Genomic DNA, 21191 nt, shown 5'->3' with positions numbered 1-21191 from the left:
TCCTGCATTGTGCAGCCCGCATCGCTCAGACCGCCATCAGCTCCTGCTCCTTTTTCGCGGTCAGCTCATCCACCTCTTTGCACCGCTTGTCGGTCAGGTCCTGAAGCTCCTTTTCCAGCTGCTTCTGGTCATCTTCGGTGATCTCGCTCTTCTTGACCTGTTTTTTGATCTCATCCATGGCCTCGCGCCGGATGTTCCGAAGGGCCACCTTGCCCTCCTCACCGTACTTGTGCACCTGCTTGGTCAGATCCCGGCGGCGCTCCTCTGTCAGCTGGGGGAAGCCCAGGCGGATCACCCGGCCGTCGTTCTGGGGATTGATGCCCAGGTCAGAGGTCTGGATGGCCTTCTCGATCGCCTTGAGCAGGGTGCCGTCCCAGGGCTGGATCATCAGGGTGCGGGGGTCGGGGGAGGAGATGGCCGCCACCTGGTTGAGCGGGGTGGGCGTGCCGTAGTACTCCACGAAAATACGGTCCAGCACGCCGGCATTGGCCCGTCCGGCACGGACAGAGGCGAAGTTGGCCTTGACCACTTCGATGGTCTTCTGCATCTTGGCATCGTAAACTTTTGTCTCAGGGCTCATCGTCGAATCTTCCTTTCTGTTGTCAGCTGGCGCCTTGGTTCAGCCTTTTACAATGGTTCCGATCTTCTCTCCCATGACCGCCCGGATGATGTTCTGAGGGTCCTTCAGAGCGAAGAGCAGCACCGGGATCTTGTTGTCCATGGAGAGCGAGGTGGCGGTGGAGTCCATCACCTGGAGATGCTGAGCCAGCACGTCGTCGTAGGTGATGGTGTCGTATTTGACCGCCTTGGGGTCCACCTTTGGGTCGGCTGAATAAACTCCGTCGATGTTCTTGGCCAGGAGGATCACATCGGCGTCGATCTCCGCCGCCCGCAGGACCGCAGCTGTGTCCGTGGAGAAGAAGGGGTTCCCCGTGCCGCAGCCGAAGATGACCACCCGGCCCTTGTCCAGGTGCCGGATGGCTCTGGAGCGGATATAGGGCTCCGCCACCGCCCGCATCTCGATGGCAGTCTGGACCCGGACGTCCACTCCCTTCTGCTCCAGCACGTCCGCCAGGGCCAGGGCGTTGATGCTGGTGGCCAGCATCCCCATGTGGTCGGCCCGGACCCGTTCCATCCGGTCGCCGCCGTCCTTCAGCCCGCGCCAGAAGTTTCCGCCGCCTACCACGACGCCCACCTGCACGCCCAGCTGGGTGCACTCCTTGATGACCTCGCACACCTGTCCGATCACGTTGAAGTCCAGTCCCCGGGAGGCATCCCCCGCCAGGGCCTCGCCGCTGATCTTCAGCAGCACGCGTTTATACTTTGGCTGTTCCATTGGAAACACTCCTCGCATCAAGATCAATGATTCATCCCTATTCTAATATAATTCTCCTCTTTTGCATAGGGGGTACGGCAAAGTTTTTCATTTTCCCTGGAGGAGCACCGGGACACCCCCTCCCGCATAGTGTGAAGCGGGGGGAGCCGTCAGTGCGCTCCCCGCCTATCACAGCGGCGCGTGACCCGCGCCGGGAAAGGAACAGTACATTGGCACAGGCACTGTTATGGGCCGCCGGCGGAACAGGGTTCACCGCTCTGCTCACCGCCCTGGGGGCGGCCACCGTATTTTTCTTCCGGAGCCGCCCTGACCCCACGGTCCACCGGATCTTCCTGGGGTTCGCCGCCGGCGTGATGATCGCCGCCAGCATGTGGAGCCTCCTGATCCCCGCCATCGAGGAGGCGGAGGCCATGGGCATGGTGGGATGGGTCCCGGCCGCTGGGGGGTCCGTCCTGGGCATCGCCTTCCTGCTGGCCATGGACGCCCTGCTCCCCCAGCTCACCCCTGAATCCTTCCGCCATCTGGGCCGCCGGACCCCCCTTCTGGTCCTGGCCGTCACTCTCCACAACATCCCGGAGGGGATGGCGGTGGGCATCTCCTTTGCGCTGGCCTCCCAGGGGGACACCCCCGCCCAGCTCACCGCCGCCGTCGCTCTGGCCCTGGGTATCGGCATCCAGAACTTCCCCGAGGGGGCTGCCATCGCCCTGCCTCTGCGCCAGGAAGGGCTCAGCCGGGCCAAATCCTTTTGGATGGGGGCCCTGTCCGGCGTCGTGGAGCCCATTTTCGCCCTGCTCACCGTCCTGATGGTGGGCAGCCTCCAGCCGCTGATGCCCTGGCTGCTCTCCTTTGCAGCCGGCGCCATGCTGTATGTGGTCGTGGAGGAGCTGATCCCGGGCGCCCACCTGGAGGACCACTCCTCCCGGGGCGGAACTCTGGGGGTAATGGCCGGGTTCCTGCTCATGATGATCCTGGACGTAGCCCTGGGCTGAGTCTACAAATATGTAAAGCCGCCCTGAGGCGGCTGTTCACAGGTCCTTTTTGATCTGGCGCAGGGCGTTCTTCTCCAGGCGGGACACCTGGGCCTGGGAGATCCCCACCTCGGTGGACACCTCCATCTGGGTCTTTCCCTGAAAAAAACGGAGGGACAGGATGCGCTTCTCCCGGTCCGACAGCTTGGCAATGGCTTCCCGCAGTGCGATCTGCTCCAGCCAGTTCTCGTCCGTGTTTTTGCTGTCCCGCACCTGATCCATGACACAGATGGTATCCCCGCTGTCGGAGTACACCGGCTCGTAGAGGGAGACCGGGTCCACGATGGCATCCAGGGCAAAGACCACTTCCTCCCGCTTGAGCTCCAGCATCCTGGCTATCTCGTCTACGGTTGGCTCTCGCTGGTGCTCGGCCATATAGGCCTCCTTGGCCTGGAGCACCTTGTACGCCGTGTCCCGCATGGCCCGGGACACCCGCATGGTGCTGTTATCCCGGAGGTACCGCCGGATCTCCCCCACGATCATGGGCACGCCATAGGTGGAGAAGCGCACGTCCAGATCCGTGTTGAAGTTGTCGATGGCCTTGATGAGGCCGATGCACCCCACCTGGAACAGGTCGTCCGCGTTCTCCCCCCGGTTGGCAAAGCGCTGGATCACCGAGAGGACCAGCCGCAGGTTGCCCGCGATCAGTTCCTCCCGGGCCTTCATGTCCCCCTGCTTGGCCCGGAGCAGGAGGGCCTGGGTCTCATCGTTTTTCAGGACCTTCAGCTTTGACGTGTTTACCCCGCAGATCTCCACCTTGTTTTGCATCTGTTGGAACCTCCTGCCATGATACTGTGCTTTCAGTATCTCCGGGACAGAGGGTTTCATACCGCGGGGAGCGGCTTAAAAATTTTAACGCTCGACAGGGTTCGATGGAATTTCAGGAACAGCCGGAAAGCGGGACAGCAGGCAGTACGCGCTCCGCCCCGGCCCCCATCTGGGGGCGGGGCGGAGCGCAGCCGTTCAGGCCGTCACAGTTCCTTGACCGCGCCGCTGCGGGACAGGGCCTCCGCCGCGGCCACCGAGACCGCCAGGCCGAAAACGCCCTGGATCAGGTTGCCCGGGATGGCGGCAGCCGCCCCCAAGCCGAATCCAAGGACCACTCCTTCATAGGCGAAGTAGCCCGCCGCCATCACCGCCTCCCCCGCCAGGGCGCCGCCGATGCGGGCGGCCAGCCCCCGCTTTTCTCCGGCTGCCGCCCGGAATACTGCCCAGGCGCAGACCGCCATGCATGCTTTGATCACAAAGGTACCAGGTGCATACAGAGGGTATCCGCTGACCAGGTCGGCCAGCATAGAGCCAAGCCCAGCCGCCGCGCCGCCGTACATTGGACCCAGCACCCACCCGGCCAGCAGCACCACGCAGTCCCCCAGGTTGACATAGCCCCCCGTGGCAGGCACTGGGATCTTGACGATCATGGTCATCACACAGGTCAGCGCCGCAAACAGCGCCGCGTACACCAGCTTTCTCGTTTTTTCTCCAATCATCTCGTTCTACGCTCCTTTTGTCCTGTTCACAGGAAAAATGTCCTTGCATTTTTCCGCTGTCTGTATTTTAATCTTATCTGGTCTGATGAAAAGGTCCAGTTTCGTTCTTTTTTATCAGGCCAGATAGGAGGGCGACCATGCTCACATATGATCTGGACCGGCGGGGGACCATCCCCCGCTATGACTACCTCTGCCGCTGCATCCGGGATGACATCCTCTGCGGCCGCCTGACCGCCGGGAGCCGGCTCCCCTCCCGGCGGAGCCTTGCGGAGCACCTGAAGGTCAGTGCCGTCACGGTGGAGAGCGCCTATGCTCAGCTGGCTGCGGAGGGATACATCGTTTCCCGGGAAAAGAGCGGCTATTTCGTCTCCCAGCTGGAGCCCGCCCTGCGTCCCCCGTCCCCGCCCCCCATCCGGACCGATGCTCCGCCCCCGGGGCAGCCCTGGATGATGGATCTGCGGGGAGGCGGCGGGAGCACAGAGCTCTTCCCCTTCTCTGTCTGGGCCAAGCTGATGCGGCAGGTACTGTCCCAGCGTGGTCCAGATCTCCTGCGTCCCGTGCCCCACAGCGGGGTCCCTGAGCTGCGGGAAGCCATCGCCGGCACCCTGTACCGCCTGCGGGGCCTCTCCGTCTCCCCGGAGCAGATCGTGGTGGGCTCGGGGTCCGAATATCTGTATAACCTCATCGTACAGCTCCTGGGCCGGAAGCTGGTCTATGGCGTGGAGGACCCGGGATACCCAAAGCCCGCCAGGATCTACGCCCTCAACGGGGCCCGCTGCATCTCCCTCCCGGTGGACGGACAGGGGATCTCCCCCCAGACCCTCGCCGCCTCCCCGGCTCAGGTGGTCCACCTCTCCCCCTCCCATCAGTTCCCCACCGGGGCCGTCACCCCGGCGGGGCGGCGTCAGGCCCTGCTCCGCTGGGCCGCCCAGGGCGGGGACCGCTATCTCATCGAGGATGACTACGACAGCGAATTTCGCTTTACAGGGCTTCCCATCCCTGCCCTCCAGAGCATCGACCAGGCGGACCGGGTCATCTATTTGAACACCTTCTCCCGGGCTCTGGCCCCCTCCCTGCGCATCAGTTATCTGGTGCTGCCTCCCACCCTGCTGGACCGCTATCACCAGCGCCTGGGGTTCTACTCCTCCACCGTCCCCGCCCTGGAGCAGTACACCCTGGCCTCCTTCCTCTCAGAGGGGCGCTTCGAGCAGCACCTCAGCCGGGCCCGGAACCGCTACCGGGCCCTCCGTGACCAGGTGCTGGAGGCCCTGGAGGCCAGCGGCCTGGCCGGCCGGGCCCAGATCTCCGGTGCGGACGCGGGGCTCCACTTCCTGGTCCGGCTGGAGACGGAGCGCGGCGACCAGGAGCTGACCCAGCTGGCCCGTGCGCGGGGCATCCGCCTCTCCTTCCTGTCGGAGTTCTGCGCCTCCCCCGGCCCGGAGCACCAGCACTTTCTGGTCATCAGCTACCCGGGCATCCAGATGGAGCGCCTGCCCCAGACCCTGAGGGAGCTGGCTGCGCTGCTCCACTGAGTCCGGGGCGTAAAAACTCTTTAGGAGGGGGCAAGCAAAAAATCTCACTCCGCCCAATCTCGATAAATGATAAAAAGCGCAGGAGCTGGCGCTCCTGCGTCCCGTTTCTTTTCCGCCCAGTGTGGGGCGGAAAAGTCCTCGCTTTGCTGGCCACAGCCCTTGTTGTACAAGGGCTGTGGCGGATGATATCCCATTCGAGGCGGGCTGCCGCCCCCTCGAGCTCCCCCTCCCGGCCTTGAAATATCCGTCCCTGAAAAAGGTCTTTTGACAGCCTGAGCGCAGGAGCTGGCGCTCCTGCGCTTTTTGCAGCGTCCCTTTTCCCGCCTCATCTGTTACAGCTTCTGCTATGCCGCCTTTCCTGTAAAAGAGAAAGCTGTTGGTCCCGGTCCCCTGCGGGGGACCGGGACCAACACGGGGATCAGTCCTCCCCGTTGATGATCCGCTGGTAATTTTCCTGGTCGGTGTCCCCCTCGGTGCTCACCAGGAGCACCCGGGAGGACTCGTTCAGGCCCAGCGCCTGCCGCACCTCTGACGGGGCGTCTCCCCGCATCAGGGCATCCAGCACCCCGGCTGTCACTGCGCCGGACTCCCCGGACACCACCGCCGGGTCGCCCTCCTCCGGCCGGGCCAGCAGACGCATTCCCCGGGCGGCGTATCCGTCCCCGCAGGACAGGAAGGCATCCGCGTAGGCATCGATGATCTTCCAGCTGATGGTGCAGGGCTCTCCGCAGCACAGACCCGCCATCATGCTGTCCATGTCCCCGGTGACGAAGTGCAGCGCCCCGTCGTCGGCCTGGGCGGTGCGGAACAGGCAGTCGGCCCGGTCTGGCTCCACGATGGCGGTGACCGGCCGCTCCTCCCCCCATACGGAGGTAAAGAAGCCCAGCGCCGCACCGGCGAAGCTGCCCACCCCCGCCTGGAGAAACAGATGGGTGGGCCTCTCCGCCCCCTGCTCCTCCAGCTGCTGGAGGGTCTCGGCGGCCAAAGTGGTATAGCCCTGCATGATATGAGCGGGGATCTCCTCATAGCCCGGCCAGGCTGTGTCCTGGATCAAGATCCAGCCGTGCTCCTCCGCCATCCGGTTCGCCAGGCGGACCGCGTCATCATAGTTATACTCGGTGATCTCCGCCTGGGCGCCCTGGGCGCGGATGTTCTCCAGCCGCTCCGCCGCGCTCCCCTTGGGCATGTAGACCACCGCCTTCTGGCCCAGCAGCCGGGCCGCCCAGGCCACTCCGCGGCCGTGGTTTCCGTCGGTGGCAGTGACGAAGGTGATGTCCCCCAGCGCCCGGCGGGCGGCGGGGGCGCACAGCTCCTCAAAGCTCATCTCCTCCAAGGGCTTCCCCAGCTTTTCCGACAGACACCGGGCCATGGCATAGCTCCCGCCCAGCGCCTTGAAGGCGTTGAGGCCGAACCGCTTGGACTCATCCTTGATCCAGATCTTGGACACGCCCAGACTGTGGGCCAGGCCGTCCAGGGATACCAGCGGAGTAGGGGCATAGCCCGGCAGGCCGCTGTGGAAGCGGCGGGCCTTCTCCGCCTCCCCGGGACTGGTCAGGGTCAGGTCGGCCCCGGGACGCTGCCCCCGCGGGCGCAGGACAGATGCAAAGTGTTCCATGCGATTCACTCCTGTTCGATCTCATTCCCGGCGTATCCTCAGGGCGCCGGTCTCCCCAGCTTTTTGCTGTATTCCGCCCGGAACGCCTCAAAGCGCCCCTCGTCCAGGGCCTGCCGGATGCGGGCCATCAGCTCGTTATAGAAATGCAGGTTGTGCATGACAGCCAGCCGCATGGCCAGCATCTCCCCCGCCGCCAGCAGATGGCGGACATAGGCCCGGGAGAAGGCGGCACAGGTGGGGCAGGTACAGGCGGGGTCGATGGGGCGGTCATCCAGCTTATACTTCTCATTCTTGATGTTGATGGTGCCCTCCCAGGTGAAGAGCTTGCCGTGGCGGGCGTTCCGGGCGGGCATGACGCAGTCGAAGAAGTCGATGCCCCGGGCCACGCCCTCGATGATGTTGGAGGGGGTCCCCACCCCCATGAGGTAGCGGGGCTTCTCCCGGGGCATATGGGGCTCCACCGCGTCGATGATGTCGTACATGGTCTGCGTGGGCTCCCCCACCGCCAGCCCCCCGATGGCGAAACCGTCACAGGGCAGCTGGGCGATCTGCTCCATGTGCCGCACCCGCAGCTCCGGGTAGGTCCCGCCCTGGTTGATGCCGAAGAGCATCTGCTGGGGATTGACACAGCCGGGCTGCCGGTTCAGCCGCTGGTGCTCCGCCACGCAGCGCTCCAGCCAGCGGTAGGTCCGGGCACAGGAGGCCTCCACATAGTCGAAGGGGGCGGGGTTCTCGATGCACTCGTCAAAGGCCATGGCGATGTCGCTGCCCAGATTGGACTGGATCTGCATGGACTCCTCCGGTCCCATGAAGATCCGACGTCCGTCGATATGGGAGGCGAAGGTGACGCCCTCCTCCGTTATCTTACGCAGGCCGGACAGAGAAAAGACCTGAAATCCGCCGCTGTCGGTGAGGATGGGGCCATCCCAGTCCATAAACCGGTGCAGTCCGCCCAGCTGCCGCACCACCCCGTCTCCCGGCCGCAGGTGGAGGTGGTAGGTGTTGGACAGCTCGATCTGACAGCCCAGCGTCTTCAGGTCGTGGGAGGAGACCGCCCCCTTGATGGCCCCCTGGGTCCCGACATTCATAAAAACAGGGGTCTGGGCAGTTCCATGGGCGCAGGTGAACACGCCACGCCTGGCCCTGCCCTCCGTCTTCAGGATCTGAAACACAAAAAAACTCCTTTACCGTATCTTGTTCCCCGCCGGGGCCTTTGATCCGCCGGAAAAAGCCCGCAGCTTTCTGTCAGCCCTTTTCCCTTTCCTGCTCTTTGAAGTCCGCGATCAGCATCGCGTCTCCGAAGGAGAAAAACCGGTATCGCTCCCGCACCGCCTCCCGGTAGGCGGCCAGCACGTGCTCCCGGCCTGCCAGGGCGGAGACCAGCATGATCAGCGTAGACTCCGGCAGGTGGAAATTGGTGATCAGCCCGTCCAGCACTTTGAAGCGGTAGCCGGGATAGATGAAAATGTTCGTCCAGCCGGCAGACTCCTCCATGGTCCCGTCCTCCGCTGCAAAGCTCTCCACCGTGCGGCAGGAGGTGGTGCCCACACAGATCACCCGCCCCCCGTTCTTCCGGGTCTCGTTGATGATCCGGGCGGTCTCCCCGGGGACCATGCAGTACTCGGAGTGCATCTCATGGTCGGTGATCTCCTCCTCCTTCACCGGGCGGAAGGTCCCCAGCCCCACATGGAGCGTCACATAGCACAGCCTGACCCCCATCTCCTCCACCTGGCGCAGCAGCTCCGGCGTGAAGTGCAGGCCGGCGGTGGGAGCGGCGGCGGACCCCAGCACTTTGGAGTAGACGGTCTGATACCGCTCGTTGTCCTGGAGCTCCGCCTTGATATAGGGGGGCAGAGGCATCCGGCCCAGCTCCTCCAGGATCTCCAGAAAGATCCCCTGGTAGTGGAAGCGGACCAGCCGGTTCCCGCCGGGCAGCTCCGCCTCCACCGTGGCGGTGAGCTTCCCCTCCCCGAAGGAGAGCTGAGCGCCGGGCTTCATCTTCCGCCCCGGCCGGACCAGACACTCCCACAGGCCCTCCCCCCTGTCGATGAGGAGCAGCACTTCGCAGGCGCCGCCGGTGGACCGGCGGCCGATCAGCCGGGCGGGCAGTACCCGGGAGTCGTTGAGCACCAGGCAGTCCCCTGGTCTCAAAAACCGGGGGAGCTCATAGAAATGGTGGTGGCCCGTTTCGCCCGTGTACTTGTCCAGCGTCAGCAGGCGGGAAGCATCCCTGCGCTCCAGTGGAGTCTGGGCGATCAGCTCCTCCGGCAGTTCAAAATCAAAATCAGATGTCTTCAATGTACTTCCTTGTCCTCTTTTCTCTTAGTCCAGGGCATCGACCTCGACCCCCGGGAAATAGAATTCCACGATCTCGTCGTAGTCGAATCCCCGCTCCGCCATGGCGTAGGCACCGTACTGACTCATGCCCAGCTGGTGGCCCCAGCCGGAGCCCTGGAATACATACTGGCTGCCGCTCACCGTGACCTCGGTGCCCGCCACAGCGCCTGTGTCTCCTCCGGAGCTCCCCGTCTGCTCTCCCATCCGGTCGATGGACCCCGCCCCGGAGATGACATACAGGTCATCCCGGTCCTCCCGGCTCAGGGCTCCTGTTCCGCTGATGGTGTAGAGGCGGCTCCTGCCGCTCAGCCCTTCCCCGCTCAGGCTCCCGCCGGAGGGGGAACCGGGCTCCGCCTCCGCCCCGTTGATGGTGAAGCGGATGGAGGGCAGGCCGAACAGATTGCGCAGGTCAGTGCTCCGCTGGCGGATGGTGCTGCTCTCCCCGTTGGTATAATTGACCTTCACCTGGATCACGTTGCCCAGGTCCGAGTAGGTCAGGGTCAGCGACTCCACCGAGGCGTTCACGCCCCCCCATTTCTGGAGCAGGCTGGTCAGCTCCGAGGCCGTATAGCGCACGGTCCAGGAGGAGTAGGAATTCAGGCTGGCCACATCCTGCTCATAGGGGTCCTCCACCCCGCACAGGTAGGGATATTTCTCCCGGGAGGAGCCCCAGACGTTGTACACGTCCTCGCTGGCCCCGCCGTGGCTGGAGGAGTAGAACGCCTCGATCACCGTGCCGTCATAGAGGGCGTACTCCCCCGCTGTCTCCTCCACCGCCCGGTCAGTGCGGTCTGTGGACTGATAGCTGCTGACGTTGGAGCCGGCCCCCCGGTAGACCTGGCAGTCCGTGGAACTGCACACGTCGAAGTGGTGGGCGCTGTGCTTGTTCTGAGAGATGTTGTTGTAGGCATAGCTCCTGGCGCAGATGGCCTGGGCCTTCAGCGCCTCCAGGGGCCAGTCGTTGCTCATCTCAAAGGGGATCACCCCCTTGATGTAGGTCTCCATGTCCACCACGCTGACCACCGTCAGGTCTCCGCCGCCGATGCGCTCATAGCGGAAGCCGCCGTGGTACTTGTACCCCTGGAACCAGGTCCGGACCTCATCCTCGCCGGTCACGTCCGGCATGATGCCCAGGGCCAGGTCCTCTCCCCCGTCAAACTGGAACAGGACCCGGTCGGTCCCCGTCTGAATCACTGTGACGGCATAGGCGCTGGTCCCCACGACCTCCCCTTCGCCCAGCTCATCGGCGGCGTCCAGGGCGTCCTCCTTGGAGAGGTAGGCTCCCACCCGGACCTGATATTCCCCGTCGATCCAGGCCACGAAGCCGCCGTCGTACTCCTCTGCCTCCTCCGCCGCGTCGTCAAAGCGCCGGAAGGAGTCGATGAGCAGGTGGAAGCAGCCCACCACAGTGCCCCCGTTGTCCGAGTTGGAGTAGATATATTTTCCGCTGCTCCTGTCATAGTAGAACCAGGTGTTCTGGGCTTTCAGCACGGTGATCTGGGTCTCTTTCTCGTCGGTCTCCCCCAGCTCCTCGAACCGCAGGTCTTCGTCAAAGTAGCCGAAGCGGTAGCCGGAGCCGTAGCCCGTGTTGTTCTCCAGGTTGGCCCCCACCAGGGCGCCGCTGCCGTAGGCCAGGCCCACCCGGACCATCTCCTCCCCCCGCCGGGCCGCCCCGGCCGTGGGGACGCACAAGACAAATGCAAGAGACAGCGCTAAAAATTCCAACAGTTTTTTTCTCATACTGGGCTCCATTTCTCACAAAAGCGTCAACACGCAATTTGTTGACACTGATTTCTCATCATGCTATCATAGATACTAATTAAAAATAGGAGGGAAACAGGCCGGCCCCGTCAGATCCCTGTACTTCTTGTCGTCTATTATACTGACTCCGGCCCTGATTGGCAACCTCTGTTTTTTCCCTTTTCCGCAAAGTCCAAATCTGCGGCACGAGCCGCCATGAAAGGAACCTGAACATGAAAAAGTACAAAGTAGGCATCATCGGCGGCACCGGCATGGTGGGGCAGCGCTTCGTCACCCTGATGGAGGACCACCCCTGGTTCCAGCTCACCGCCATCGCCGCCAGCCCCCGTTCCGCCGGCAAGACCTATGAGCAGGCCGTCTCCGGCCGCTGGGCCATGAAGACTCCCATCCCCCAGCAGGCCAAGGACCTGGTGGTGCTGGACGCCTCCGCCGACGTGGAAAAGATCGCCGGCATGGTAGACTTCGTCTTCTGTGCCGTGGATATGAAGAAGGAGGAGATCCGCGCCCTGGAGGAGGCCTACGCCAAGGCCGAGGTGCCGGTGGTCTCCAACAACTCCGCCCACCGCTGGACCGACGACGTGCCCATGGTGGTGCCCGAGATGAACCCGGAGCATCTGGCGGTCATCCCCGCACAGCGCGCCCGCCTGGGCACCCGGCGCGGCTTCATCGCCGTCAAATCCAACTGCTCCATCCAGTCCTATGCCCCTGCCCTGCATCCCCTGATGCAGTTCGGCATCGAGAAGGTCCTGGTTTGCACCTATCAGGCCATCTCCGGTGCGGGCAAGACCTTTGAGCGCTGGCCCGAGATGGTGGATAATCTAATCCCCTACATCGGCGGCGAGGAGGAGAAGAGCGAGCAGGAGCCCCTGAAGGTCTGGGGCAAGGTGGAGGACGGCAAGATCGTCAAGGCCGCCGGACCCGCCATCACTGCCCAGTGCCTGCGGGTCCCCGTCTCCGACGGCCACACCGCCGCCGTGTTCGTCACCTTCCGCAATAAGCCCTCTATGGAGGAGATCAGGGAGACCTGGAAGAACTTCAAGGGCCGGGCCCAGGAGCTGGAGCTCCCCTCCGCCCCCAAGCAGTTCCTCCACTATTTTGAGGAGCCCGACCGTCCCCAGGCCAGACTGGACCGGGATCTGGAGGGCGGCATGGCCATCTCCCTGGGCCGTCTGCGCCCCGATACCCAGTACGACTACAAGTTCGTGGGCCTGTCCCACAACACCCTGCGCGGCGCCGCCGGCGGCGCGGTCCTGCTGGCCGAGCTGCTGTGCGCGGAAGGGTATATTTAACGGATAACTGAGAAAAACATGACGCAGGAAGGGCCCCGCCTCTGCGGTCCCTTTCGCTGTCTCTCCATCCGAAGCGCTTTTACGGCCGTCAATTCCTCTGAGTGAAGGGGCGCAGAGACGTCCCCTGCATGGGCCGCCTCCGTGTTCCACGCTTCACTCTTCCACTCTCAATCAGAAGGGATGCTGTTTTATGAGAACACCCGTATTTACCGGCTCCTGCCCCGCCCTGGCTACACCCTTTGACCAGAACGGCAATATCAACTACGACGCCTTTGGCAAGCTGATCGACGCCCAGATCGCCGCCGGCGTGGATGCGGTCTGCGTGTGCGGTACCACCGGCGAGTCAGCCACCATGTCCATCCGGGAGCACATCGCCGCGGTGGAATTCTGCGTCAAGCGGGTGGACCACCGGGTCAAAGTCATCGCCGGCACGGGCAGCAACGACACCTCCGCCGCCGTCTACCTGTCCCAGCACGCCCAGGACTCCGGCGCCGACGCCTGCCTGCTGGTGACCCCCTACTACAACAAGGCCAGCCAGACCGGCCTCATCAAGCACTATGAGTACATTGCGGAGCGCATCGAGCTGCCCATGATCCTCTACAACGTGCCCAGCCGCACCGGAGTCTCCTTTACCGCCGAGTCCTACAAGGTGCTGGCTCAGAATCCCAAGATCAACGGCGTGAAGGAGGCCTCCGGCAACTTCTCCCTGCTGGCCCACACCCGGTTCCTCTGCCCCGATGACTTCTACATCTGGTCCGGCAACGACGACCAGGTGGTCCCTATGATGTCCCTGGGTGCCAAGGGGGTCATCTCGGTGGCCAGCAACATCATCCCCGAGGTCATGGTCAAGATGTCCCACCTGTGCCTGGAGGGACAGTTTGAGGATGCCTCCAAGCTTCAGATCGCCTATATGGACCTGATCGACGCCCTGTTCATCGAGGTCAACCCCATCCCCATCAAGGCAGCCATGAACCTGATGGGCATGGAGGCTGGTTCCCTGCGTCTGCCCCTGTGCGACATCTCCCACAAGAATCTGGAGACGCTGCGCCAGGCCATGGGCCGCATGGGCCTGCTGTAAGGAGCCGCCATGCAAAAGATCATCATCTCCGGATGCAGCGGCCACATGGGCCGGGTGGTGGAGTCCCTGTGCGCCGCCGACCCCCAGGTGCAGGTGGCGGCCGGCTTCGATATCCTGGGCTCCTCCGACCGGGACTTTCCCGTCTTCTCCTCCCCTGCCCAGTTCAGCGGGGAGGCGGACGCGGTCATCGACTTCTCCTCCCCCGCCGCCCTGGAGGGCCTGCTGGACTTCGCCCGGGCCACCGGGACCCCTCTGGTGCTGGCCACCACCGGCTACACCCCTGAGCAGGTGGCCCAAATCGGCGCCGCTGCCCTGGAGGTGCCCATTTTCCGCTCCGCCAACATGTCCCTGGGGATCAATGTACTGCTGGAGCTGGTGAAAAAGGCGGCCTCTGTGCTGGGGGACAGCTATGACATCGAGATCGTGGAGCGCCATCACCGCCGGAAGGTGGACGCTCCCAGCGGCACTGCCCTGATGATCGCCGACGCGGCGGCGGGGGCCTGCGGCCACGAGACGGAGTACGTCTTCGAGCGCCACAGCGTCCGCCATCCCCGTGACAAGAAGGAGATCGGCATCTCCGCGGTCCGGGGCGGCACCATCGTGGGGGAGCACGAGATCATCTTTGCCGGCCACGACGAGGTCATGGAGATCCGCCACACTGCCCTCTCCCGGGAGATCTTCGCCCAGGGCGCCGTGGAGGCGGCCAAGTTTATGGCCGGTGTGAAGGCGCCCGGCCTGTACGATATGAGCAGCCTCATCCGGTAAGTCAGAAAAAACAGCCTTCCACTCCGGTGGAAGGTTGTTTTTTTCGCTTTTTTCTGTTATGCTGGTCTTGTACCTCGGGCCTTTGGAGGAAGGAGGCAGGATATGGCTGTCGCTGCGGCAATACTGGCCGCCCTGTGCATCAGTTTGATCATCTTCCGTCTGCACAACCTTCAGGACTCCTCCAGAGGGGAGCCTGTCCGGGCCGAAGAGGCCCGGGTCCACGCCAAGGAGAACTGCCACTCCCGCGCTGGCTCCTCCTACTACCTCTATTTCCATGTCCCCTGCCGGGACACTGTGGTGACCTGCCAGGTCCCGCCGGACATCTGGTACTATCTCTCCAAGGGGGACCGGGGCACCCTGTGCCATCAGGGCGGGCGGTTCATCTCCTTCACCCGGGACGGGGAGCTGATCGCCGTGGACCCGGTGGCGGAGCGGCATCAGCTGTGGCGGATACACGGCTCGTAACACTAAGATCCTGTTGCTATTTCCCTGTATTTTGGGTATAATAGGGCTGAGCTCTTCCGGCACATCCCGGCCGGAAAATCACGGGCTCCCCATTGCAAAGGAGGCAGCATCCTATGAAGTTCTACATCTGTGAGCACTGCGGGAATATCGTCACCTTTCTCCAGTCCAGCGGCGTGCCCGTCATGTGCTGCGGGCAGAAGATGACCGAACTCGTCCCCGATTCCACCGACGCGGCTCAGGAGAAGCATGTCCCTGTGGTCACCGTAGAGGGCAGCATGGTGGATGTCAAGGTGGGCTCCGCCCCCCATCCCATGATCCCCGAGCACTATATCCAGTGGGTGGCCCTGGAGACCACCGAGGGCTGTCAAATCAAATACCTGGAGCCAGGTCAGGCCCCGGAGGTCAAATTTGCCCTCGCCCCCGGCGACCGGGTCAAGGCCGCTTACGCCTATTGCAATCTTCACGGGCTCTGGAGAGCCTGAGCGACACCATGACCAGAAGCCCCCTCTGCCGGCTCTTCCGGCGGAGGGGGCTCTTTCTCCGTTATGGCTTCCCTTCCGTCACCTGCTGGTAGCGGTAAAGGAACTGGATGGTCTCCTCCCGGGTGGTGAAGTCCCGATAGCGCATCCCAGCGCTGTCCCCGGAGACCAGTCCGGCCTCCTCCGCCCAGCGGCGGGCGTTCTCAGACCAGTCAGAGGGCTTCTCTCGGCCTCTGCGGGCCAGATAATCCGCCATCATGGCATCAAACTGTTCCTGTGTCACCGTCTCCTCTCCTCCTCTCATCGCATCCCTCACGGCCCGCCTGAAGTCATCCATGGTCTTCCTGTGCAGCGGCCACCACTGGCCCACATCGCTGTGGTTGCTGGCGATCCCCAGGGCGTGGCCGCCGGCGTGGTCCAGGATCACGCCCGGCTCCATGGGGTCCAGGCGGTACTGGCGGCACAGCATGGCGGACAGCTCCACGGCGTTGCGGTAGATGTCCTGAAAATATGCCTCGTTCTTCTCCACATCATAGCCCACCATCTTTCCGTTCTGATAGGTGTGCCCGGCTGGCTCACAGCACTCAAAGGAGATGTGGGTATTGTTGGCGCTGCCGTTTTTTCCCGAGCCTGCGTGCCAGCCCCGCCAGTTCCAGGGCAGGGTCTGGATGACCTCATCCCGGGCCACGAAGGCGTGGACGCACACCTCCACCCCGGGCTTGTTCCAGCGGCGGATGAACACCTGCGGGTCCGGCTGCGCCACGCCGGTGGAGTGGACCATGATCCCCTTGGGTACGATCTTCCGCCCGGCCTGGTAACAGTCATTCTCTGTCAGGAACTCCTGACTCAGCTTCAGTTCCATGGCTCCCTCCTCTGTCCATACAAAGGCTGTTCCATCCTATGCCGCCTCCTTTTCTATTGACACCCTCTCCCAACTCCTCTAAAATAGAAAGGTCAAAAGAGAAAGAAAAAGGGGGTCCCTTCCTATGGGAGAACTCAATCCGGCGCAGAAGCGGGGCAATGCCGCCGCCCTGCTCCCCATCCTGGTGTTCCTGGTCCTCTATTTGGGCTGCGGCCTGCTGTTCGAGTATGGGCTCAAGATCGAGATGGGCTTCTATCAGACCCCGGCCATCGTGGCCTTCCTCATCGCCCTGTTCGTAGCCTGCGTCCAGAACCGGGCCCTGGACTTCAACGCCAAGCTGAAGGTAATGGCCAACGGGGTGGCGGATGAGAACATCCTCACCATGTGCCTGGTCTTTCTGGCCGCAGGCGCCTTTTCCGGCGCGGTCCAGGCCGCCGGCGGCGCCGACAGCACGGTCTATCTGTTCCTGGACTACCTGCCCAGCCAGTTCGCGGTGGCGGGCCTGTTCTTGATCTCCTGCTTCGTGTCCATCTCCATGGGCACCTCGGTGGGCACCATCTCCGCCCTGGCCCCCTTCGCCGTCTCCATGAGCGAAGCCACCGGCTTCGAGGTGGTCCTGTGCATCGCGGCGGTGGCCTCGGGCGCCATGTTCGGTGATAACCTCTCCATGATCTCCGACACCACCATCGCCGCGGTCCGCACCCAGGGCTGTGAAATGAAGGACAAGTTCCGCATGAACTTCTTCATCGTCCTGCCTGCGGCCATCCTCACCCTGGTGATCTTCATTGCCCTCACCTGGGGCGGCAGCGGCCAGCCGGAGATCGGCACATACAGCGTCTGGAAGGTCCTGCCCTATCTGGTGGTCCTGGTGGGGGCCGTGGCCGGCGTCAACGTGTTCCTGATCCTGACCATCGGCGCTGTGCTGAGCCTGATCGTGGGCGTGGCCTCCGGCGCCTTTCCCTGGACCCAGATCTTCTCTGTGATGGGGACGGGCATCACCGCCATGTATGACATCACTGTCATCTCCATCGTCGTGGCCTGTATCGGCGCCCTGGTGCGGGAATATGGCGGCATCCAGTGGCTCATCGACTTCGTCCACCGCCGCGCCAACTCCAAGCGGGGTGCCCAGCTGGGCATCGCCGGACTGGTGGCCGCGGTGGATGTAGCCACCGCCAATAACACAGTTGCCATCGTGATGACCGGCTCCATCGCCAAGGACATCAGCCAGGAGTACCACATCGACCCCCGGCGGTCCGCCTCCCTCCTGGATATCTTTGCCTCGGTGATGCAGGGCATCCTGCCCTATGGTGCGCAGCTGCTCTACGCCTCCGCAGGGACGGGGGTCTCTGCCGTCAAGATCATGCCCTACATGTTCTACTGCTATCTTATGGCGGTGTGTGCCCTGGTCTTCATCCTCTTCTGGCCAGACCGGAAGCGGAAGTGATCCCTAAAAAAGAAAGGCCGGCGGCTCTGGGTCTCCTCCCAGAGCCGCCGGTTTTTTACTTGCTGCATGGCCGCTCCTTCTGTCCGGACTCCCACCGCTCCCCGGTGTAGAGATATTTCTTGATGGCAAAGATCCCGGCCACCGCCCCCACGCTCATCAGCGTCTGCATGGGTTCCTCATGGCTGATGATCATCTGCCGGGCGATGGCGAACAGCAGCACATCGATCACCGCCCCGTAGGTATGCAGCATCAGCATCTTTACAAACTCGATCCCCATGACGATGAGGAACGCATTTGCCATAAATGCGTCAATGGAGAAGGACTCCCACTGGCAGCAGAACTTCTCCACCGAGCCGCAGATCAGCAGTGCAATGCTGGCCAGGATCGCCCCCAGGATGGTGATCGCCATCACGATCTCCATCGCCATGGTAAACTTCAGCAGTCTTGTCCTTACTTTTGTTCTCATACGGCCCTCCCGCAGCACGATTTTATGTAAGACCAGTATATGGGATAGCCACCTGGTCCGTCAATCATTTCCCCATCTTTTTTACAGTAAAAAGGACGGGCGGAGAGGTGGGAGATGACTCCCCCTCTCCGCCCGCTTCCGGATCTATTTTCCGTGGATCACCGCTGCGTACAGTGTGTTCTTCATCAGCATGGCCCGGGTCAGCGGCCCAACGCCCCCCGGAACCGGGGTGATGTACGACGCCCGTCCGGCCGCCTCCTCAAATACCACGTCGCCGCACAGGGTCCCGTCCGCCCGGCGGTTCACTGCCACATCCACCACCACGGCCCCCTCCTTCACCATGTCTCCAGTGATGAGGCCGGCCTGTCCGGCGGCGGAAATCAGGATGTCCGCCCGGCTGCACTCCTTTTTCAGGTACTCCGTCTTGGTGTGGCAGATGGTGACCGTGGCGTTCTCCCGCAGCATCAGCATAGCCAGCGGCTTGCCCACGATATTGGAGCGCCCCACGATCACGCAGCTTTTCCCCGACAGCTCCACGCCGTATTCCGCGAGCAGACGCATCACGCTGGCCGGGGTGCAGGGATAAAAGCCCTTCTCCCCGATCATCAGCTCCCCCACGTTGAAGGGGTGGAAGCAGTCCACATCCTTGTCGGGCCTGACCACAGACAGGACCGCCCGCTCATTCAAATGGGCCGGCAGGGGCAGCTGGATCAGGATGCCGTCGATGTCGCTGCGTCCGTTCAGCGTTTCAATGAGCAGCATCAGCTCCTCCTGTCCTGTCTCCGCCGGCAGGATGTATTCCTCACTGTATATCCCGCACTGGGCACAGTCCCGCTTCTTTCCATCCGCGTAGACCTGGCTGGCGGGGTCGTCCCCTACCAGGATCACGGCCAGGCCGGGGCGGCGCTCCATCCGCGCCGCCGCCGCCCGGACCTCCTCCTTCACCTTTTTTGCCAGTGCCTTTCCGTCCATTATGACCGCCGACACAAATCAGTCCTCCTTTTTCTCCGGTCCGCCCGGGCCCTCTCCAGCGTCCGCCCTGTGGGCGGCCAGCCGGTTCACATAAAGCTCAGACGGATCGTGCCGACGGAACTTCAGCTCATAGATCAATACAACAGCCGCCACGGCGGCAGAGACGATGGCCAGCACCTGGGAGGTGCGGATGGGGGCGCCGAACAGCTCCAGTCCGAAGAAATACAGGCTGTCCGTCCGCAGGCCCTCGATCCAGAACCGGCCCAGGCCGTACCACAGCACATAGCTCCAGAACACCTGGCCATCAAATTTCTTCCAGTGCTTTCCGATCCAGTAGATCAGAAAGATGCCCACAAAATTCCACAGGGACTCGTAGAAAAACGTAGGGTGCACCCCCAGGGTGCCGTCCAGGATGGCCTGATAGCCGTCCGTGTCCACCAGTCCCTGGGACAGCAGGGAGCTGGCGATGCTCTCCGAACACATCCGCCAGGGAAGTCCGGTGACGCCGCCGTAGGCCTCCACATTCATAAAGTTTCCCCACCGGCCGATGCACTGGCCGATCAGAAGGCCGTGGACCCCCAGGTCTGCAAAGGAGAAGAAGCTGATCTTCCGGATACGGCAGAACACGATCAAGGTCAGGGCGGCGGCAATGATGCCGCCGTAGATGGCCAGGCCGCCGTCTGTAATGCGGAAGATGGCCCCCCAGTTCAGGGAACCGTCCGCCTCCCGGTACAGGTCCAGATAGAAGAGTACGTAATAGACCCGCAGCCCCACCACGGAGAGGGGCACCGCGAAGATCAGCAGGTCCATGATCTGGTCGCTGTTCACGCCGAATCTGGGCGCCCACCGGCAGCACAGCAGGACGGCCAGCAGAAATCCGCAGCCGATGATGACCCCGTACCAGTATACCGGGTGGCCAAACAACGAGAAGGCCACCCGGTCAAGGTGGAACTCCAGCCCCAGTCCGGGAAATGTCACGATGTTGGTCATTCCACCGCTTCCTCTCTGGGCCGGACCACGGACAGGGCGGTGCGCTCCGGCGTGACCCAGCGGGCGATCATGGCCTGGGCGTCCTCCCTGGTCAGGCTGTCGTACACCTCCGGGAAGCGCAGGAAATCGCAGCCCTGGAAAAACGACTGGGCCTGACTGATGCAGATGTGCTCAAAGGAGTTCAGCGCCCGCACCCGGTTTCCGTAGGAGGATTTTTTCAGCCGCTCCCACAGCTCGGGGTCGATCCCCTCCCGTGCGATCCGCTCCGCCTCGGCGGCCACCGCCGCCCGCACTCCCTCCGGGTCCTTGCTCTCCCCCCCGGCACACAGGAAAGCGCAGCCGGGGTAGCTCTCATACCCGTAGGAGAAATTCCGGTTGACCAGCCCCTCCCGGTAGAGTCTGGCATACAGCGGGCCGGAGTTGCCCAGAAGTGCCTCACAGGCCAGCTCGCCCAGCAGCTGCTGGCGCAGGGCCCCCTCTCCCTCCGGGGCCGCCTCCCCCTTGAATCCCAGCTGGAACAGGGGGACCGAGACCTCCATCTCCCGCTGGATCATGGGCTGGCACACCTCCGCGGGCTCCTGGGCGCCGTAGTCCCCCCGGGCAACCGGTGCTCCAGGCCGCTCCGGCAGGATCTCCCGGGCCGCCTGGCAGATCTTCTCCGGGTCCACGTCCCCTGCCACGCACAGCACCATATTGGAGGGGTCGTAGAATGCCTTGTGGCAGGCGTAGAGGGTCTCAGCGGTGATGTGGGAGATGGACTCCGCCGAGCCCGCCACCGACACCCGCACCGGGTGCTTCTCGTAGAGGGCCTGCATCAGATCCATAAAGACCACCCAGTCCGGGTCGTCCTCGATCATGCCGATCTCCTGACCGATGATCCCCTGCTCCTTGTCCACGCTCTCCTTGGTGAAATAGGGAATGGAGACGAAGGAGAGCAGGATGCGCAGGTTCTCCTCGAATTTCTCTGTGCTCTCGAAATAGTAGCCTGTGATGGCGTTGCTGGTGAAGGCATTGGGGGAGGCGCCGTTGGCCGCCAGCTCCTGGAGGGCGTTGCCCTCCTTGGTGTCGAACATCTTGTGCTCCAGATAGTGGGCCACCCCCGCCGGAGTGTCCATATCCTGGCCATCCAGCTTGAACTTCATATCCATGCCTCCGTAATTGGTGGCAAAAAAGGCGTAGCTCTTCTGAAAGCCGGGCTTGGGCACCACAAAGATATGCAGCCCGTTGTCCAGCACCTGGTGGTACATCTGCTCCCCCACCCGGGGAAATTCCAGTTTCTCCATGG

At 63.2% G+C, this 21191-nt stretch carries 21 protein-coding genes; 8 read left to right on the top strand and 13 right to left on the bottom strand.

Annotation, left to right across the window (positions count from 1 at the left end; genetic code table 11):
• Positions 1-25 precede the first annotated feature (25 nt).
• Entirely contained in the window at positions 26-580 is a 555-nt protein-coding gene (frr, locus tag L9O85_RS06945) for a ribosome recycling factor (RefSeq protein WP_050624730.1), read from the bottom strand.
• A 39-nt stretch (positions 581-619) separates the two neighbouring features.
• Positions 620-1336, bottom strand: a complete 717-nt coding sequence (gene pyrH / locus L9O85_RS06940) for a UMP kinase (protein WP_050624729.1) — start codon at positions 1334-1336, stop codon at positions 620-622.
• A gap of 209 nt (positions 1337-1545) precedes the next feature.
• Here pyrH and L9O85_RS06935 point away from each other — a divergent pair, with 209 nt between their 5' ends.
• Positions 1546-2325 carry a ZIP family metal transporter gene (locus L9O85_RS06935; RefSeq protein ID WP_050624728.1) on the top strand — a complete coding sequence of 260 codons (780 nt, stop codon included), beginning with the start codon at positions 1546-1548 and terminating at the stop codon, positions 2323-2325.
• Between the two features lie 36 nt (positions 2326-2361).
• On the opposite strand, the gene sigG is transcribed toward L9O85_RS06935, so the two are convergent.
• Positions 2362-3132, bottom strand: coding sequence for an RNA polymerase sporulation sigma factor SigG (gene sigG, locus L9O85_RS06930; RefSeq protein WP_256181192.1), 771 nt, complete (start codon positions 3130-3132; stop codon positions 2362-2364).
• A 203-nt stretch (positions 3133-3335) separates the two neighbouring features.
• Positions 3336-3851 (bottom strand): ECF transporter S component, encoded by a 516-nt coding sequence (locus L9O85_RS06925; protein WP_301580007.1) that lies wholly within the window; start codon positions 3849-3851, stop codon positions 3336-3338.
• A gap of 137 nt (positions 3852-3988) precedes the next feature.
• On the opposite strand from L9O85_RS06925, the gene L9O85_RS06920 reads away from it, so the two are divergent.
• The gene (locus tag L9O85_RS06920) at positions 3989-5383 is read left to right on the top strand and encodes a PLP-dependent aminotransferase family protein (protein WP_301580005.1); all 1395 of its coding nucleotides are present in this window, start codon (positions 3989-3991) and stop codon (positions 5381-5383) included.
• Between the two features lie 418 nt (positions 5384-5801).
• Here the strand turns inward: L9O85_RS06920 and dpaL are convergent, their stop codons facing one another.
• The 4 genes from dpaL to L9O85_RS06900 all read right to left on the bottom strand — a co-directional run bounded on the left by dpaL (position 5802) and on the right by L9O85_RS06900 (position 11075).
• A complete protein-coding gene (dpaL, locus tag L9O85_RS06915; protein WP_050624724.1) occupies positions 5802-6998 on the bottom strand; it encodes a diaminopropionate ammonia-lyase in 1197 nt (398 codons plus the stop codon).
• Positions 6999-7036: 38 nt separating this feature from the next.
• Positions 7037-8170, bottom strand: coding sequence for a tRNA guanosine(34) transglycosylase Tgt (gene tgt / locus L9O85_RS06910; protein ID WP_301580003.1), 1134 nt, complete (start codon positions 8168-8170; stop codon positions 7037-7039).
• A gap of 73 nt (positions 8171-8243) precedes the next feature.
• A complete protein-coding gene (gene queA / locus L9O85_RS06905; RefSeq protein WP_277102609.1) occupies positions 8244-9296 on the bottom strand; it encodes a tRNA preQ1(34) S-adenosylmethionine ribosyltransferase-isomerase QueA in 1053 nt (350 codons plus the stop codon).
• 24 nt (positions 9297-9320) lie between these two features.
• Positions 9321-11075, bottom strand: a complete 1755-nt coding sequence (locus L9O85_RS06900) for a SpoIID/LytB domain-containing protein (RefSeq protein ID WP_301580001.1) — start codon at positions 11073-11075, stop codon at positions 9321-9323.
• A gap of 233 nt (positions 11076-11308) precedes the next feature.
• On the opposite strand from L9O85_RS06900, the gene asd reads away from it, so the two are divergent.
• The 5 genes from asd to L9O85_RS06875 all read left to right on the top strand — a co-directional run bounded on the left by asd (position 11309) and on the right by L9O85_RS06875 (position 15175).
• Complete coding sequence (gene asd / locus L9O85_RS06895) at positions 11309-12385, top strand: aspartate-semialdehyde dehydrogenase (RefSeq protein WP_050624720.1); 1077 nt, start codon at positions 11309-11311, stop codon at positions 12383-12385.
• A gap of 190 nt (positions 12386-12575) precedes the next feature.
• A complete protein-coding gene (gene dapA, locus L9O85_RS06890; RefSeq protein ID WP_050624719.1) occupies positions 12576-13463 on the top strand; it encodes a 4-hydroxy-tetrahydrodipicolinate synthase in 888 nt (295 codons plus the stop codon).
• Between the two features lie 9 nt (positions 13464-13472).
• On the top strand, positions 13473-14228 hold the full coding sequence (gene dapB, locus L9O85_RS06885; RefSeq protein WP_050624718.1) for a 4-hydroxy-tetrahydrodipicolinate reductase: 756 nt from the start codon (positions 13473-13475) through the stop codon (positions 14226-14228).
• Between the two features lie 102 nt (positions 14229-14330).
• Positions 14331-14693: a DUF2500 family protein gene (locus tag L9O85_RS06880; RefSeq protein ID WP_301579997.1), complete on the top strand. Its 363-nt coding sequence runs from the start codon at positions 14331-14333 to the stop codon at positions 14691-14693.
• A gap of 113 nt (positions 14694-14806) precedes the next feature.
• Positions 14807-15175, top strand: a complete 369-nt coding sequence (locus L9O85_RS06875) for a desulfoferrodoxin family protein (protein ID WP_050624716.1) — start codon at positions 14807-14809, stop codon at positions 15173-15175.
• A 61-nt stretch (positions 15176-15236) separates the two neighbouring features.
• On the opposite strand, the gene L9O85_RS06870 is transcribed toward L9O85_RS06875, so the two are convergent.
• Positions 15237-16034: a peptidoglycan recognition protein family protein gene (locus tag L9O85_RS06870; RefSeq protein ID WP_301579996.1), complete on the bottom strand. Its 798-nt coding sequence runs from the start codon at positions 16032-16034 to the stop codon at positions 15237-15239.
• 124 nt (positions 16035-16158) lie between these two features.
• On the opposite strand from L9O85_RS06870, the gene L9O85_RS06865 reads away from it, so the two are divergent.
• Positions 16159-17478, top strand: coding sequence for a Na+/H+ antiporter NhaC family protein (locus L9O85_RS06865; protein WP_050624714.1), 1320 nt, complete (start codon positions 16159-16161; stop codon positions 17476-17478).
• Between the two features lie 55 nt (positions 17479-17533).
• Here the strand turns inward: L9O85_RS06865 and L9O85_RS06860 are convergent, their stop codons facing one another.
• The 4 genes from L9O85_RS06860 to yfmH form a co-directional block, all read right to left on the bottom strand.
• The gene (locus L9O85_RS06860; RefSeq protein ID WP_301579995.1) at positions 17534-17944 is read right to left on the bottom strand and encodes a hypothetical protein; all 411 of its coding nucleotides are present in this window, start codon (positions 17942-17944) and stop codon (positions 17534-17536) included.
• A gap of 144 nt (positions 17945-18088) precedes the next feature.
• Positions 18089-18931 (bottom strand): bifunctional methylenetetrahydrofolate dehydrogenase/methenyltetrahydrofolate cyclohydrolase FolD, encoded by an 843-nt coding sequence (folD, locus tag L9O85_RS06855; RefSeq protein ID WP_242850343.1) that lies wholly within the window; start codon positions 18929-18931, stop codon positions 18089-18091.
• 3 nt (positions 18932-18934) lie between these two features.
• Positions 18935-19906 (bottom strand): prolipoprotein diacylglyceryl transferase, encoded by a 972-nt coding sequence (gene lgt, locus L9O85_RS06850; protein WP_301579994.1) that lies wholly within the window; start codon positions 19904-19906, stop codon positions 18935-18937.
• A complete protein-coding gene (yfmH, locus tag L9O85_RS06845) occupies positions 19903-21189 on the bottom strand; it encodes an EF-P 5-aminopentanol modification-associated protein YfmH (protein ID WP_050624711.1) in 1287 nt (428 codons plus the stop codon). The genes lgt and yfmH overlap by 4 nt, the downstream gene beginning before the upstream one ends.
• Between the last annotated feature and the right edge of the window lie 2 nt (positions 21190-21191).

This window comes from Lawsonibacter asaccharolyticus (genome assembly GCF_022453915.1).
In the GTDB taxonomy this organism is placed as follows: domain Bacteria; phylum Bacillota; class Clostridia; order Oscillospirales; family Oscillospiraceae; genus Lawsonibacter; species Lawsonibacter asaccharolyticus.
This window is presented reverse-complemented; position numbering and strand designations above follow the sequence as displayed.

What these genes read in the sequence shown, in the direction of transcription:
- dapA (WP_050624719.1), top strand. Translation starts at nt 12,576, where the DNA reads ATGAGAACACCCGTATTTACCGGCTCCTGCCCCGCCCTGGCTACACCC.
- L9O85_RS06870 (WP_301579996.1), bottom strand. Translation starts at nt 16,034, where the DNA reads ATGGAACTGAAGCTGAGTCAGGAGTTCCTGACAGAGAATGACTGTTAC.
- L9O85_RS06865 (WP_050624714.1), top strand. Translation starts at nt 16,159, where the DNA reads ATGGGAGAACTCAATCCGGCGCAGAAGCGGGGCAATGCCGCCGCCCTG.
- L9O85_RS06860 (WP_301579995.1), bottom strand. Translation starts at nt 17,944, where the DNA reads ATGAGAACAAAAGTAAGGACAAGACTGCTGAAGTTTACCATGGCGATG.
- L9O85_RS06880 (WP_301579997.1), top strand. Translation starts at nt 14,331, where the DNA reads ATGGCTGTCGCTGCGGCAATACTGGCCGCCCTGTGCATCAGTTTGATC.
- L9O85_RS06920 (WP_301580005.1), top strand. Translation starts at nt 3,989, where the DNA reads ATGCTCACATATGATCTGGACCGGCGGGGGACCATCCCCCGCTATGAC.
- frr (WP_050624730.1), bottom strand. Translation starts at nt 580, where the DNA reads ATGAGCCCTGAGACAAAAGTTTACGATGCCAAGATGCAGAAGACCATC.
- dpaL (WP_050624724.1), bottom strand. Translation starts at nt 6,998, where the DNA reads ATGGAACACTTTGCATCTGTCCTGCGCCCGCGGGGGCAGCGTCCCGGG.
- L9O85_RS06875 (WP_050624716.1), top strand. Translation starts at nt 14,807, where the DNA reads ATGAAGTTCTACATCTGTGAGCACTGCGGGAATATCGTCACCTTTCTC.
- sigG (WP_256181192.1), bottom strand. Translation starts at nt 3,132, where the DNA reads ATGCAAAACAAGGTGGAGATCTGCGGGGTAAACACGTCAAAGCTGAAG.
- asd (WP_050624720.1), top strand. Translation starts at nt 11,309, where the DNA reads ATGAAAAAGTACAAAGTAGGCATCATCGGCGGCACCGGCATGGTGGGG.
- L9O85_RS06900 (WP_301580001.1), bottom strand. Translation starts at nt 11,075, where the DNA reads ATGAGAAAAAAACTGTTGGAATTTTTAGCGCTGTCTCTTGCATTTGTC.
- dapB (WP_050624718.1), top strand. Translation starts at nt 13,473, where the DNA reads ATGCAAAAGATCATCATCTCCGGATGCAGCGGCCACATGGGCCGGGTG.
- yfmH (WP_050624711.1), bottom strand. Translation starts at nt 21,189, where the DNA reads ATGGAGAAACTGGAATTTCCCCGGGTGGGGGAGCAGATGTACCACCAG.
- pyrH (WP_050624729.1), bottom strand. Translation starts at nt 1,336, where the DNA reads ATGGAACAGCCAAAGTATAAACGCGTGCTGCTGAAGATCAGCGGCGAG.
- L9O85_RS06925 (WP_301580007.1), bottom strand. Translation starts at nt 3,851, where the DNA reads ATGATTGGAGAAAAAACGAGAAAGCTGGTGTACGCGGCGCTGTTTGCG.
- lgt (WP_301579994.1), bottom strand. Translation starts at nt 19,906, where the DNA reads ATGACCAACATCGTGACATTTCCCGGACTGGGGCTGGAGTTCCACCTT.